Origin of the sequence: Novosphingobium sp. (assembly GCF_019748365.1) — a bacterium.
Lineage (GTDB): Bacteria > Pseudomonadota > Alphaproteobacteria > Sphingomonadales > Sphingomonadaceae > Novosphingobium.
This window is the reverse complement of record NZ_JAIEPN010000085.1, coordinates 30784-42169: the sequence shown is the minus strand read 5'-3', so window position 1 is coordinate 42169 and position 11386 is coordinate 30784. Positions and strand designations below refer to the sequence as shown.

Here is an 11386-nt window from a genome sequence, read left to right as displayed (position 1 = left end):
CGCTGGGAAATCCTGCTTTATCCGGGGCTTCACGCCGTCGGCCTGCACCGCGTGGCGCATTGGCTGTTCGTGCGCGAGATGTTTTTCCTCGCGCGCTTCGTGAACCACCTCGCCCGCTTCCTGACCGGAATCGACATCCATCCGGGCGCGAAGATCGGGAAGCACTTGTTCATCGACCATGGCTTTACCGTGATCGGCGAGACGGCCGAGATCGGCAACAATGTGACGATCTACCAGTGCGTGACGCTCGGCGGGACCAACCCGGCGAACGGCGTGCCCGGCAAGCGGCACCCGACGCTCTGCGACAATGCGATCATCGGTTCTGGCGCGCAGATCCTGGGCCCGATCACGGTCGGCCCGCGCGCGCGCGTCGGCGCCAATGCCGTGGTGACCGAGGATGTGCCCGAGGGCGCCACCATGGTCGGCCTCAAGGCGCGCTCCACGCTGGTGCCGGTCGAGACCTGGCTCAAGGACTTCATCCCCTATGGCACGCCCTGCAAGGAACCGTGCGAGCCCTCGGGCGGCAGCCGGGTGGATGAGCTGGAGGCCGAAGTCGCGCTGCTCAAGGCGCAAGTCGCCGCGCTGCTCGAGCGGCAGGGTGACAGCGCTGATGCGCCCGCGCCCGTCGGCGGCGGCAACCGGCGCAGGAGCCGCAGCTGAGCGTGCAGGGCGGAGCCGATGCGGGCGGTCTTGGCCCCTCTGTGCTGCCATTCCCGCAAGTGCGCGCCGAGCCGCAAGTCGGCTTTGAACGGCCCGAACTCATGCGGATACTCGATCTTTATGGCCGTATGGTCGCGGCCGGGGAATGGCGCGACTATGCGATGAACTTCGGCAAGGATGCGGCGAGCTTTGCCGCGTTCCGCCGCACCGCCGAGCGCCCGACAGCGCGGATCGAGAAGCGGCCTGCGCTGCGGAGCAAGCAAGGCATGTGGACGCTTTATGGCGAGGCGGGGCAGGTGCTGAAGCGCGGGCACGAGCTGGCGGGCGTGCTTTCGCCGCTGGAGCGGAAATTGCTGAAGATCGTGGAAGATTGAGCCGATATCTCGCGCTGGCTGGTTTGCTGGCGCTGACCGCTTGCGACGCAGCCCCTGCCGGAAAGCGCAAGCCCGACGAAGGCGCCCCGGTTCTGCGGGTGGTCTACCGTGATGCCGACGCCGAGATGGTGCTCATGATGCCGGAGAAGGGTTCGAGCACCGCGCCGCACAGCGATTGCGCCGCGCCGCTGCTGATCGATGCGCGCACCGGGCAGGCGCGGGTGCTGGACAAGGCCGAGGTCCAGGCTCGGCTCAAGACGATGCAACTAGCGGGGGCGACGCGCGGGGTCTGCCCTTGATCCGTCGTGCCTCCCTCCCCGCGGGGAGGGGTTGGGGGAGGGGGTTCGGCCTCTCCTGCAAGCGCCGCAAACCCCCACCCGACCTCCCCCTCGAGGGGGAGGGGCAGCTTCACCCCTTCATCGCGGCCTGAAGCTGGACAAGAATTGCCTGGCTCTGCTCGGCGCCCGACTGGGGCACGAAATCGCCGGTGCGGTCCGAAATCTCGGCCCAATGCTCGGCAAAGCCTTCGACCGTGCGCTCGCTCTGCGGGAGGACGACGGCCTTGTTCATCGTGACCCATGCCGAGTGATAGGCACCTGCGCCCGCGCCGACGATGGCGTTGGTGGGGGCATCGTCCGAGACGAGGAACAGCGCGGCGGGGACGACATTCTCGGGGCCGAACATCTTGAATGCGGCTTCGGGGAAGATGTCCTCGGTCATGCGGGTCGCGGCGACCGGGGCCAAGGTATTGACCTTGATGTTGTTCTTCGCGCCTTCGAGATAAAGCGTCTTGGTGAGGCCCGCGAGACCGAGCTTCGCCGCGCCGTAGTTGGCCTGGCCGAAGTTGCCGAACAGGCCGGTCGAGGATGCGGTCATCAGGATGCGGCCGTAGTTCTGTTCGCGCATCAGGTCCCAGCACGCCTTGGTAGCGAAGGCCGAACCGATGAGGTGGACCTTGACGACCATCTCGAAATCGGCCGGGTCCATCTTGGTGAAGCTCTTGTCGCGCAGGATGCCGGCATTGTTGATGAGGATGTGGACGCCGCCCCAGGCTTCCTTGGCCTTGGCGACCATTTCGGCCATCTGCTCGAATTCGGTGACCGAGCCGCCGTTCGACATGGCCTCGCCGCCCGCGGCCTTGATTTCCTCGACGACCTTGAGCGCGGCGTCGGAATGACCGGTGCCATCGCGCGCGCCGCCGATATCGTTGACGACGACCTTGGCGCCGCGGCGGCCGAGTTCGAGCGCGTATTCACGGCCGATGCCGCCGCCGGCGCCGGTGACGATGGCGACCTTGTCCTTGAAGGAAATGCTCATGTGAGGACTCTCCCTAGCACCCTAACCGGGCGGTTAATGGGAGCGCGATGCCATGGCGCAAGGGCCTTGGCAACCGGGTCCTCAGCCGATGCGGTGCACCCAGCCGTGCGGATCGGCAGCCTCGCCGCGCTGGATCGAGACGAGGCGCTGGCGCAGCTTCTGGGTGAGCTGGCCGGGGCCGCCGCTGCCGATCACGAAGCTGTCGGTGCTGCTGGTGACCTTGCCGACGGGCGTCACCACCGCGGCGGTGCCGCAGGCGAAGGTTTCGGTGAGCTTGCCCGAGGTCGCATCCGCCTGCCACTGGGCCAGCGAATAGCGCTCCTCGCGCACGGTGAGGCCTTCCTCGCGCGCCAGCTGAATCAGGCTTTCGCGGGTGATGCCGGGGAGGATCGTGCCGCCGAGCGGGGGCGTGACCATCGAGCCATCGGCGAAGACGAAGAACAGGTTCATGCCGCCCAGTTCCTCGATCCACTGCCGCTCGACCGCATCGAGGAACAGCACCTGATCGTGCCCGCGCGCAAAGGCTTCGGCGGTGGGGACGAGGCTGGCCGCGTAGTTGCCGCCGCACTTGGCCGCGCCGGTGCCGCCGGGCGCGGCGCGGCTGTAGTCGCTCACCCACAGCGAAACGGCGGGGGCGCCCGACTTGAAGTAGTTGCCCGCGGGGCTGGCGATCACCAGGAAGCGGTACTGCTTCGAGGGACGCACGCCGAGGAACGCCTCGCTCGCGAACATGAAGGGACGCAGATAGAGCGAGCCGCCCTCGACGGTGGGGAACCAGTCCTTGTCCGCCTTGACGAGCTCTTCCACCGCCCGTGTGAACAGGCCTTCGGGCAAGGTCGGCATGGCAAGCCGCGCGGCCGAGGCATTGAAGCGCGCGGCGTTGGCTTCGGGGCGGAACAGGGCGATGCCGCCATCAGCCAGGCGATAGGCCTTCAGCCCCTCGAAGATTTCCTGCGCGTAGTGCAGCACCGCAGCGGCGGGATCGAGCGGGATCGGGCCATAGGGGACCACTTCGGCGCTGTGCCAGCCCTTGCCCTCGTCATAGCTGAGCGACACCATGTGATCCGAGAACGCAGTGCCGAAGCCGGGGTTCGCAAGGATTTCCGCGCGCGCTTCGGCGGCCACAGGGGCCGGGTGCGGCGTGTGCGTGAAGGTCAACGGGGCGGCAGGTGCGATCGTCGCCATCAGGGCGGTCCTTCGGGATAGTTAGGTGCGCGACGGTCCGTGAACGATTGTTGCGCAAATGGCAAGTCATTTGCAACAAATGTGAAGGGCCGCTTCCGGCAATCGGAAGCGGCCCTTCGCATGGTCAGCGGCCGGAAGTGCCGCCCACGGTGCCTTTATCGCTTGAACAAACTAGCGATAATGCTCCGCGATGCGCAATGCCGACCCCTCTGCTGAACCATGAGACATCGGATCACCTCCTTTCGCGCTGTTGAGCCAAGTGCCGCCTTCCCGATCCCGTTGACATCGGTGTGCGGCTCGACCGGAGGATTGCAGCCCTGTACCGGCCTTGAGTCGAATGTGATTCATCACGGGGCCAAGAACAAGTCTTGCATTGATTTTTTTTGCGGTCAGAATTGTGTCTTCGCGCTCGCGTGGTGGATAAGTCTGCCGGGGTGCATCCCCCTCAGCGGCAGTCCTCGATCACGCGGCCGAGTTCGGACCATGCGGGCAGCACAAGCGTCTGCGCGCCGCCCATTTCGACCATGAACCGGCCCCGGCTGAAGGCGATCGCATCGAGCAGCGGATCGCGGACGTTGAAGGCGATTTCGAACGCGGTGATGCCGCTGGGCGCAGCGTTTCCGGTGGGTGAGGCGGTGAGGTGGCGGCTCGTGCTGCTCGTGGTGATCGTGGCCGGTACCGCGCCAGCAGCAAAGCCTGCGCGCTGCACCACAATCGCCGGGCGGCTGCGATCGCAGCGCATCAGGATGAGCGGACCGGCGCCCGGCTGGCCGAAGCGGACGGCGCTGCCGGTGCTTTCCGCGGTGTAGGTCCAGCTACCGGGTGTCTGCGGAAGATCGCGCCAGTTCGTGGCGTCTGCGCGCGGAGGCAGAGGGGGCGGCGGTGCGGGGCGTGGCAGCGGGGCGGGGAGCACCGGCTTCGATGCAGGCGGGGGCGTGCCACCGTGCGGGGCCGGAGAAGGCTGCGGAGGCGCCTGCGTGCAGCCTGCCAATGACAGCACCGAAGCAATCATCAGAGCGGTGCGGTTGATCTTCATGCCCCGGGTATGGAAGAGAGCAGCGGTGACCTCAAGCAGCTCTGCAAATTCATCGGGCAAATCGAAGGTGCGCATCGACCAGTTGCTGGTGGAGCGCGGCCTGGCCGAGAGCCGTGCCCGCGCACAGGCGCTGATTCTGGCGGGCCACGTCTATTCGGGCGAGACCAAGCTGGTGAAAGCCGGCCATGCACTGGCCGCCGATGCGCCGATCGAAGTGCGCGGGCGCGACCATCCCTGGGTTTCGCGCGGGGGGATAAAGCTGGCGCACGCGCTGGAACACTTCGCGCTCGATCCGGCGGGGGTGACCGCGATGGACATCGGCAGTTCAACAGGCGGATTTACCGACGTGCTGCTCACCCGCGGGGCGGTGCATGTCTTCGCGGTCGATTCGGGGACGAACCAGCTGGCGTGGAAACTGCGGCAGGACCCGCGCGTGACCGTGCTGGAGCAGACCAGCGCGCGGATCCTCACCCCAGCCCAGATCGATAAGCCGGCGAGCTGGGTGGTGTGCGATGCGAGCTTCATATCCTTGCGCAAGGTGCTGGAAGTGCCGCTCGCGCTGGCGGCTCGGCCGACGCGGCTGGTGGCGCTGATCAAGCCGCAGTTCGAAGTGGGACGCGGCGAAGTCGGCAAGGGCGGCGTGGTGCGCGATTCCGCATTGCACACGCGCGTCTGCCAGGAAGTGCAGGACTGGCTGGAAGGCGAGGGCTGGACGGTGCAGGGCATCACCACGAGCCCGATCACCGGCCCGGAAGGCAACGTGGAATTCCTGATTTCGGCGCTGCATCCCGGAGGCTAGAGCACCGATTGTCCCTGCTTGGTGCACCATTCCCTTGCGGAGATTGCCTAGTTGCTGCAGCGCAGCCAATATCTGCGAACTGATACGGCAACGAATCGCTTTTTACCGGAGCGCTCCGGGGGGACACTTCGAGCACATGCGTTATCTCGCCTCACCTGCCCAGCTGCGCGCGAGCCTGCTGCGCTGGTCGCTGTTCACGGTTCCGACGGTGCTTGGGCTTGGGTTTCTTTCCAGTCTGGTTTCGAATGCGGGGCCCGAGAATCCCTGGTTCGCCGAACTGTCGAAGCCTTCGCTCTATCCGCCACCGGCAACCTTCGGGATCGTCTGGTCGGTGCTATATGTTGTGATCGGATTCGCGCTGGCGATGGTGGCCTCGGCCCGCGGCGCACCAAGCCGCGGTTCGGCGATGGCGGTCTTCATCATCCAGATGGTGCTCAATCTGGCGTGGAGCCCGGTGTTCTTCGCCTTCCATCAGATGGCGGTCGCATTCGGCATCATCCTTGCGATGATCGTGCTGACGCTGGTGATGGTTCCGCTGTTCTGGCGCGTGCGCCCGGTGGCTGGCGCGCTGCTGCTGCCATACCTGGCCTGGCTGTGCTTCGCTGCGATGCTCAACTACCAGTTTCTGGCGCTAAATCCCGGAGCTGACGGCGCGCCTGGGAGCGGCGCGGTGGTGCGGGTCAAGATCTGATCACACCGGATATCGTTTTGCCCGGGATCACGCCTTGCGCCGCGCGGTGTGAATCGCCATTTGCGGGACAGTGAATTCGTATCGAAGGCCCAAGCCATGCAGTCCGAGAACCCGATGATCGCCGATTTCGTCAAGCTGCTGAACAGCGCTGCGGGCACGCTCGCCGGCATGGGCCGCGAAGCGGGCGAAACCGCGCGCGAGAAGCTGCGCGAAACTTTCGGCGGCATGGACTTCGTCAGCCGCGAGGAATTCGAGGTGGTGAAGGACATGGCCACCGCCGCGCGCGAGGAAGCCGAGGCGCTGAAGGCCCGGATCGAGGCTCTGGAAGCCAAGCTCGGCGGCTGAGGACGGGGTTTCTCGCAGAGACGCAGAGGGAAAGAAGGGCGCGAAGAGGTGGTGATGGGCGGCGGAGCCGCTTTCACTCAGCACGCCGTTTTGTCCTGTTCCGGCTGACGCCGGATTGCCAAGCTACATCTCTGCGCTCTTGTTTCCCTTTGCGTCTCTGCGAGAAACGCCCTTTGCTATAGCCCCGCCGCCCGCAGCGCCTGGTCCAGATCCTCGATCACATCGTCGGGATCTTCCAGCCCCACGTTCAGCCGCAGCATCCCTTCGGTCACGCCCATGTCGGCGCGGGTTTCGGGGCCTACGCCGTGGTGGGTGGTCGATGCCGGGTGGCACATCAGCGAGCGCGAATCGCCGATGTTGTTGGAGATGTCGACAAGCTGGAGCGCATCGAGCAGGGCGTGTGCCTGGAGGCGCCCGCCGGGGACCTCGAGGCTCATGATCGAGCCGCCGGCCAGCATCTGCTTCTGCGCCAGCGCGAACTGCGGGTGACTCGGCAGGAACGGGTAGCGCACTGTCGGCACGCGGCCTTCGATGAACTGCGCGACCTTCAGCGCGTTTTCGCTCTGGCGGCGAATGCGCAGGTCCAGCGTCTCCAGGCCCTTGAGCACCACCCACGCGTTGAACGGGGCAATGTTCGGGCCGGTGTTGCGCTGGAAGGGCAGGAGCTTGCCATCGATGAACTCCTTCGAGCCTGCGACGGCGCCGGCGAGCACGCGGCCCTGTCCGTCCATCATCTTGGTGGCCGAATAGGCCACGACATCCGCGCCGAAATCGAGCGGGCGCTGGAGCGCGCTGGTGGCGAAGGCGTTGTCGACCACGGTTGTGATGCCGTGTTTGCGCGCCAGCGAGCAGACGAACTCCAGATCGACAAGGTCCATCGTCGGGTTCGCCGGGCTTTCGAAAAAGAACACCTTGGTATTCGGCCGGATCGCGGCTTCCCACGCGGCGTTGTCGCCCGCGTCGATCGTGGTGCCTTCGATGCCGAAGCGCGGGAGCAGGTTGTCTACCAGCCAGCGGCACGAGCCGAACGCGGCCTTGGCGGCGACGATGTGATCGCCCGACGAGAGCTGGCAGAGGAGGGCCGTCGTCATCGCGGCCATGCCGCTGGCCTGCGCGCGGCAGGCTTCGGCGCCTTCGAGGAGGGCGATGCGCTCCTCGAGCATCTGCACCGTGGGGTTCTGCAGGCGCGAATAGGTCATGCCGTCGTCTTCACCGGCAAAGCGCGCGGCGACTGTGGCGGCATCGTCGTAGGAATAGCCGGAGGTGAGGAACAGCGCTTCCGAGGTCTCGCCCATTTCCGAACGCCAGGTGCCTCCGCGCACGGCCTGCGTTGCTGGGCGCCAGTTGGCGGTGATCGAGCGGTCCTGTCCGGTGGTGCGTTTCATGGGACAGGGCCTTAGTTTTGCGGGGGGCGCGGTGCAAGCACCGCCATTGCCCTTTTGGCCCGTAACGGGGTATGCGCGCGGCTTCCATGACGCTGCTTTCCCGCATCATTTCGCCCTTGACTGCCCCGCGCCGCGCGACAAGCGATCCGCTGGTGTGGTGCTGGGCGATCACGCTGGCGTTCCTCGTGGTGGTGCTGCACCGGCTGGGCACGCCTTCGAAGATCATGTTCGACGAGGTGCACTACCTCCCAGCCGCGCGGCGGCTGATCGAGCTTTCGAGCCGGCTGAACCCGGAGCATCCGCTGCTTGGCAAGGAGTTCATCGCGCTTGGCATGCTGGTGTTCGGCGACAATCCGTTCGGCTGGCGGATGCCCAATGCGCTGCTCGGCACGCTGGGGCTGTTCGCAGGCATGCGCGCGATGTGGTGGGCGAGCCTTTCACGAACCGCGACGCTGCTGTTCGGCCTGCTGTTTGCGACCAATTTCCTGTGGTTCGTGCTGAGCCGCATCGCGATGCTCGACATGGCGATGGCGAGCATGCTGGCGCTGGGGTTCTGGCAGGCGGCGCTGGCATGGCGCAAGGGAAGCCGCCTGCATCTGGCGCTGTGCGGGGTGTTTCTCGGGCTGTCGCTGGGCGGCAAATGGAACGGGGCGCCGATCCTCGCGCTGCCGGGGCTGCTGTTTGCGTGGGACCGCTGGTGGGCGCTGGCAGGGCGGCGGCGCACTTTCCTGATCGCGCGGGATGCCGGGCCGGTGCCGGGCGTTTCGTTGCTGGAGGCCGTGCTTTGGCTCGGCGTGGTGCCTTTGATCGCGTATTTTGCGACCTTTGCGCCGGCCTTCTTCTACAAGGTGCAGCCGCTGACGGTGCAGGGGCTGATCCCGTGGCAGAGCTACATGCTCAAGCTGCAGGACAGCGTGGTGAAACCGCATCTCTACCAGAGCCGGTGGTGGCAATGGGTGTTCAACATCCGGCCCATCTGGTTCTTCTATTCGCCGTGGGACGGGGCGCAGCGCGGGGTGCTGTGCCTCGGCAATCCCTTCACGATGCTGGCGGGGCTGCCGGCGCTGCTGCTGTGCCTGTGGGCCGGGGTGCGGCGCGGGGACCGGCTGCGCGGGGCGGTTGTGGTGCTATATGTTGCCAGCCTGATCTTCTGGGCGATCAACGGCAAGCCGGTGCAGTTCTATTACCACTATACGCTGGCGAGCGTGTTCCTGATGGCCGCGCTGGCGCTGGTGCTGGCGCAGTGGTGGGAGCAGGGGCGACGCTGGCCGGGGGCGCTGACCCTGGTGCTATCGGGCATGCTGTTCGTGGGGTTCTACCCGATCCTTTCCGCCGGGGCGCTGCCGGGGAAGCTTTCGTATCGGGATTATACCTGGCTTGATAGCTGGCGGTAGGAGGGGTTCTAGTACTTGCCCCAGACGAACTTGCTCGACAGCGCGAAGTTCCACACCGAACCGACCACGATGCCGACGATCGCAGCTGGATAGGCGTGGAAGCCCATGCGCATCAGCGCGGCGGCGGCGCCGACATTGGCGAGGAGGCCGACCGAGCAGGTAAGCGCGAACTTGGCCCAGCCGCGCAGCAGCGGCACCATGCCGCGCAGGCGCTTGTCGGCATAGGTCAGCTCGTTGTTGAGCATGAAGTTGAAGGTCATCGCGACCACGGCGGCCGAGGTCTGCGCGATGATGAATTCGATCTGATCCGACCAGTTGTGGTAGAGCACCTTCTGCCCGAAGGCGCCGAGCACCGAAGCGAGCACGGCCATGTGGACGATCACGCCAAGCGCCCCGATCGTGCCGAACAGGGCGAACCGTGTCGGGATGATTCGGCCGAGCCACTTGTCGTAAAGCCCGATGAGGAATTCGAACACCACGGTGCGGTCAAGCTTGCTTTCGCCTTCGGCGCGGGCGGCAAAGTTCATCGGGAATTCCTTGACGCGCAGCGGCGCATCGACCGTGGCGAGAATATCGAGGAGGATCTTGAAGCCGACGCCGGACAGGCGGTGCGCGTCGGCCCGCAGCGTTTCGGCGCGGAGCATGAAGAAGCCGCTCATCGGATCGGAAAGCTGCACGCCGGTGACGCGGCGGGCGATGCGGTTGGCAAGGCCGGATGCCTTAACGCGGTCTGGACGTCCCCAGGCTTCGGTGCTGGCGCCTTCGGCAAAGCGCGAGGCATAGGCGACGTCGTACTCACCGCTGTTCACGGCTTCATACATGCCGGGAAGCAAGGCGGGATCATGCTGGTGATCGGCATCCATCACCGCGACAATCGGCGCGGCTGTGGCGCACATGCCCTCGATCGCAGCGGAGGCGAGCCCGCGGCGGCCGATGCGCTCGATCACGCGGACGCGCGGATCATCGCGGCCGATGCGGCGGGCTTCCTCGGCGGTGCCATCGGGGCTGTTGTCGTCGACGAAGATCGCTTCCCAGGCAATGCCTTCCAGCGCGGCATCAAGGCGCTCGATCATCGGCGCGATGTTCTTCCGCTCGTTGAACGTGGGAAGGATGACGGCAAGTTGCAGCATGGAGCGCGCGCTTACAGCCTTGCGAGCACCGCGTCACCAATTTCCGCTGTGCCGGCCGTGCCGCCGAGATCGCGGCCGAGTATGCCGTCTGCCAGAGTGCGCGCGACGGCCGCTTCGATGCGGTCTGCCGCGTCCGCCAGGCCGAGCGAATGGCGCAGCAACATGGCGAGCGAGAGGATCGTGGCGATGGGATTGGCAAGACCCTTGCCGGCAATATCGGGTGCGGAACCGTGGATCGGCTCATAAAGGCCGAAAGTGCCGTAAGCGGTCTGGCGCGCACCGAGCGAAGCCGAGGCGAGCAAGCCTATCGAGCCGACGCACATGCTGGCCTGATCGGAGAGAATATCGCCGAAGAGATTGCCGGTGACGACGACATCGAACTGGCCGGGGCTCTTGACCAGCTGCATCGCGGCGTTGTCGACATACATGTGTTCAAGCGCGACGTCCGGGTATTCCTTGGCGACTTCGATCACCACATCGCGCCAGAGCTGCGAAGTTTCGAGGACATTGGCCTTGTCGACCGAGCAGAGGCGCTTGCCACGGCCCTGCGCCGCGCGGAAGGCGACATGGGCGATGCGGCGCACTTCGCTCTCGCTGTAGGACATCATGTCCCAGCCTTCGCGCTCGCCCGAAGCCGTTGTGCGGAAGCCCTTCTCGCCGAAATAGACGTCGCCGTTGAGTTCGCGCACGATGAGGAGATCGATCGCGCCGGCAACTTCAGGGCGCAGCGCGGAGTGGCCTTCGAGCCCGGCGAAGACCTTGGCGGGGCGCAGATTGGCGAACAGGGTCAGGGCCTTGCGCAGGCCGAGGATCGCCTGTTCGGGGCGCAGGTGGCGTTCCAGCGCATCGCATGTGGGATCGCCGACCGCGCCGAACAGCACGCCGTCAGACGCTTCGGCAAGCGCGAGCGTTTCGGGCGGAAGCGGATGGCCGGTCGCATGATAGGCCGCGCCGCCGACGAGGGCTTCCTCGCGTTCGATGCCAAGGTCCAGCGCATCAAGAACCCGCAGCGCCTCAAGCGTGACTTCGGGGCCGATGCCGTCGCCCGGCAGAACTGCAATCTTCATCAG

At 66.1% G+C, this 11386-nt stretch carries 13 protein-coding genes; 7 read left to right on the top strand and 6 right to left on the bottom strand.

The window, feature by feature from the left end; genetic code table 11:
- From epsC to K5Q19_RS10690, 3 genes are all read left to right on the top strand, one after another.
- Positions 1 to 660 (top strand): serine O-acetyltransferase EpsC (gene epsC, locus K5Q19_RS10700; protein WP_292944682.1); only part of this gene is annotated, 660 nt, incomplete at its 5' end.
- Between the two features lie 41 nt (positions 661 to 701).
- Positions 702 to 1034 carry a DUF2794 domain-containing protein gene (locus K5Q19_RS10695; RefSeq protein WP_292944688.1) on the top strand — a complete coding sequence of 111 codons (333 nt, stop codon included), beginning with the start codon at positions 702 to 704 and terminating at the stop codon, positions 1032 to 1034.
- Positions 1031 to 1333 carry a hypothetical protein gene (locus K5Q19_RS10690; protein WP_292944679.1) on the top strand — a complete coding sequence of 101 codons (303 nt, stop codon included), beginning with the start codon at positions 1031 to 1033 and terminating at the stop codon, positions 1331 to 1333. The genes K5Q19_RS10695 and K5Q19_RS10690 overlap by 4 nt, the downstream gene beginning before the upstream one ends.
- A gap of 109 nt (positions 1334 to 1442) precedes the next feature.
- On the opposite strand, the gene K5Q19_RS10685 is transcribed toward K5Q19_RS10690, so the two are convergent.
- From K5Q19_RS10685 to K5Q19_RS10675, 3 genes are all read right to left on the bottom strand, one after another.
- Positions 1443 to 2351 carry an SDR family NAD(P)-dependent oxidoreductase gene (locus K5Q19_RS10685; RefSeq protein ID WP_292944676.1) on the bottom strand — a complete coding sequence of 303 codons (909 nt, stop codon included), beginning with the start codon at positions 2349 to 2351 and terminating at the stop codon, positions 1443 to 1445.
- A gap of 81 nt (positions 2352 to 2432) precedes the next feature.
- Positions 2433 to 3536 (bottom strand): branched-chain amino acid aminotransferase, encoded by a 1104-nt coding sequence (locus K5Q19_RS10680; protein ID WP_292944673.1) that lies wholly within the window; start codon positions 3534 to 3536, stop codon positions 2433 to 2435.
- 445 nt (positions 3537 to 3981) lie between these two features.
- On the bottom strand, positions 3982 to 4647 hold the full coding sequence (locus K5Q19_RS10675) for a hypothetical protein (RefSeq protein ID WP_292944691.1): 666 nt from the start codon (positions 4645 to 4647) through the stop codon (positions 3982 to 3984).
- Between K5Q19_RS10675 and K5Q19_RS10670 the strand changes: the two genes are divergently transcribed.
- From K5Q19_RS10670 to K5Q19_RS10660, 3 genes are all read left to right on the top strand, one after another.
- Positions 4598 to 5371, top strand: coding sequence for a TlyA family RNA methyltransferase (locus K5Q19_RS10670; RefSeq protein WP_292944670.1), 774 nt, complete (start codon positions 4598 to 4600; stop codon positions 5369 to 5371). The genes K5Q19_RS10675 and K5Q19_RS10670 overlap by 50 nt on opposite strands.
- Positions 5372 to 5507: 136 nt before the next feature.
- On the top strand, positions 5508 to 6062 hold the full coding sequence (locus K5Q19_RS10665) for a TspO/MBR family protein (protein WP_292944667.1): 555 nt from the start codon (positions 5508 to 5510) through the stop codon (positions 6060 to 6062).
- A 96-nt stretch (positions 6063 to 6158) separates the two neighbouring features.
- The gene (locus tag K5Q19_RS10660) at positions 6159 to 6407 is read left to right on the top strand and encodes an accessory factor UbiK family protein (protein ID WP_292944664.1); all 249 of its coding nucleotides are present in this window, start codon (positions 6159 to 6161) and stop codon (positions 6405 to 6407) included.
- 176 nt (positions 6408 to 6583) lie between these two features.
- Here K5Q19_RS10660 and K5Q19_RS10655 read toward each other — a convergent pair whose 3' ends face one another.
- The gene (locus tag K5Q19_RS10655; protein ID WP_292944661.1) at positions 6584 to 7792 is read right to left on the bottom strand and encodes an aminotransferase class I/II-fold pyridoxal phosphate-dependent enzyme; all 1209 of its coding nucleotides are present in this window, start codon (positions 7790 to 7792) and stop codon (positions 6584 to 6586) included.
- Between the two features lie 86 nt (positions 7793 to 7878).
- Here K5Q19_RS10655 and K5Q19_RS10650 point away from each other — a divergent pair, with 86 nt between their 5' ends.
- A complete protein-coding gene (locus K5Q19_RS10650; protein ID WP_292944658.1) occupies positions 7879 to 9186 on the top strand; it encodes a phospholipid carrier-dependent glycosyltransferase in 1308 nt (435 codons plus the stop codon).
- An 8-nt stretch (positions 9187 to 9194) separates the two neighbouring features.
- Here K5Q19_RS10650 and K5Q19_RS10645 read toward each other — a convergent pair whose 3' ends face one another.
- Together K5Q19_RS10645 and leuB are read right to left on the bottom strand one after the other, a co-directional pair.
- On the bottom strand, positions 9195 to 10316 hold the full coding sequence (locus K5Q19_RS10645) for a glycosyltransferase family 2 protein (RefSeq protein WP_292944655.1): 1122 nt from the start codon (positions 10314 to 10316) through the stop codon (positions 9195 to 9197).
- 11 nt (positions 10317 to 10327) lie between these two features.
- A complete protein-coding gene (gene leuB, locus K5Q19_RS10640; protein WP_292944652.1) occupies positions 10328 to 11383 on the bottom strand; it encodes a 3-isopropylmalate dehydrogenase in 1056 nt (351 codons plus the stop codon).
- Between the last annotated feature and the right edge of the window lie 3 nt (positions 11384 to 11386).

What these genes read in the sequence shown, in the direction of transcription:
- K5Q19_RS10685 (WP_292944676.1), bottom strand. Translation starts at nt 2,351, where the DNA reads ATGAGCATTTCCTTCAAGGACAAGGTCGCCATCGTCACCGGCGCCGGC.
- K5Q19_RS10680 (WP_292944673.1), bottom strand. Translation starts at nt 3,536, where the DNA reads ATGGCGACGATCGCACCTGCCGCCCCGTTGACCTTCACGCACACGCCG.
- K5Q19_RS10675 (WP_292944691.1), bottom strand. Translation starts at nt 4,647, where the DNA reads ATGCGCACCTTCGATTTGCCCGATGAATTTGCAGAGCTGCTTGAGGTC.
- K5Q19_RS10665 (WP_292944667.1), top strand. Translation starts at nt 5,508, where the DNA reads ATGCGTTATCTCGCCTCACCTGCCCAGCTGCGCGCGAGCCTGCTGCGC.
- K5Q19_RS10660 (WP_292944664.1), top strand. Translation starts at nt 6,159, where the DNA reads ATGCAGTCCGAGAACCCGATGATCGCCGATTTCGTCAAGCTGCTGAAC.
- K5Q19_RS10655 (WP_292944661.1), bottom strand. Translation starts at nt 7,792, where the DNA reads ATGAAACGCACCACCGGACAGGACCGCTCGATCACCGCCAACTGGCGC.
- K5Q19_RS10650 (WP_292944658.1), top strand. Translation starts at nt 7,879, where the DNA reads ATGACGCTGCTTTCCCGCATCATTTCGCCCTTGACTGCCCCGCGCCGC.
- K5Q19_RS10645 (WP_292944655.1), bottom strand. Translation starts at nt 10,316, where the DNA reads ATGCTGCAACTTGCCGTCATCCTTCCCACGTTCAACGAGCGGAAGAAC.
- leuB (WP_292944652.1), bottom strand. Translation starts at nt 11,383, where the DNA reads ATGAAGATTGCAGTTCTGCCGGGCGACGGCATCGGCCCCGAAGTCACG.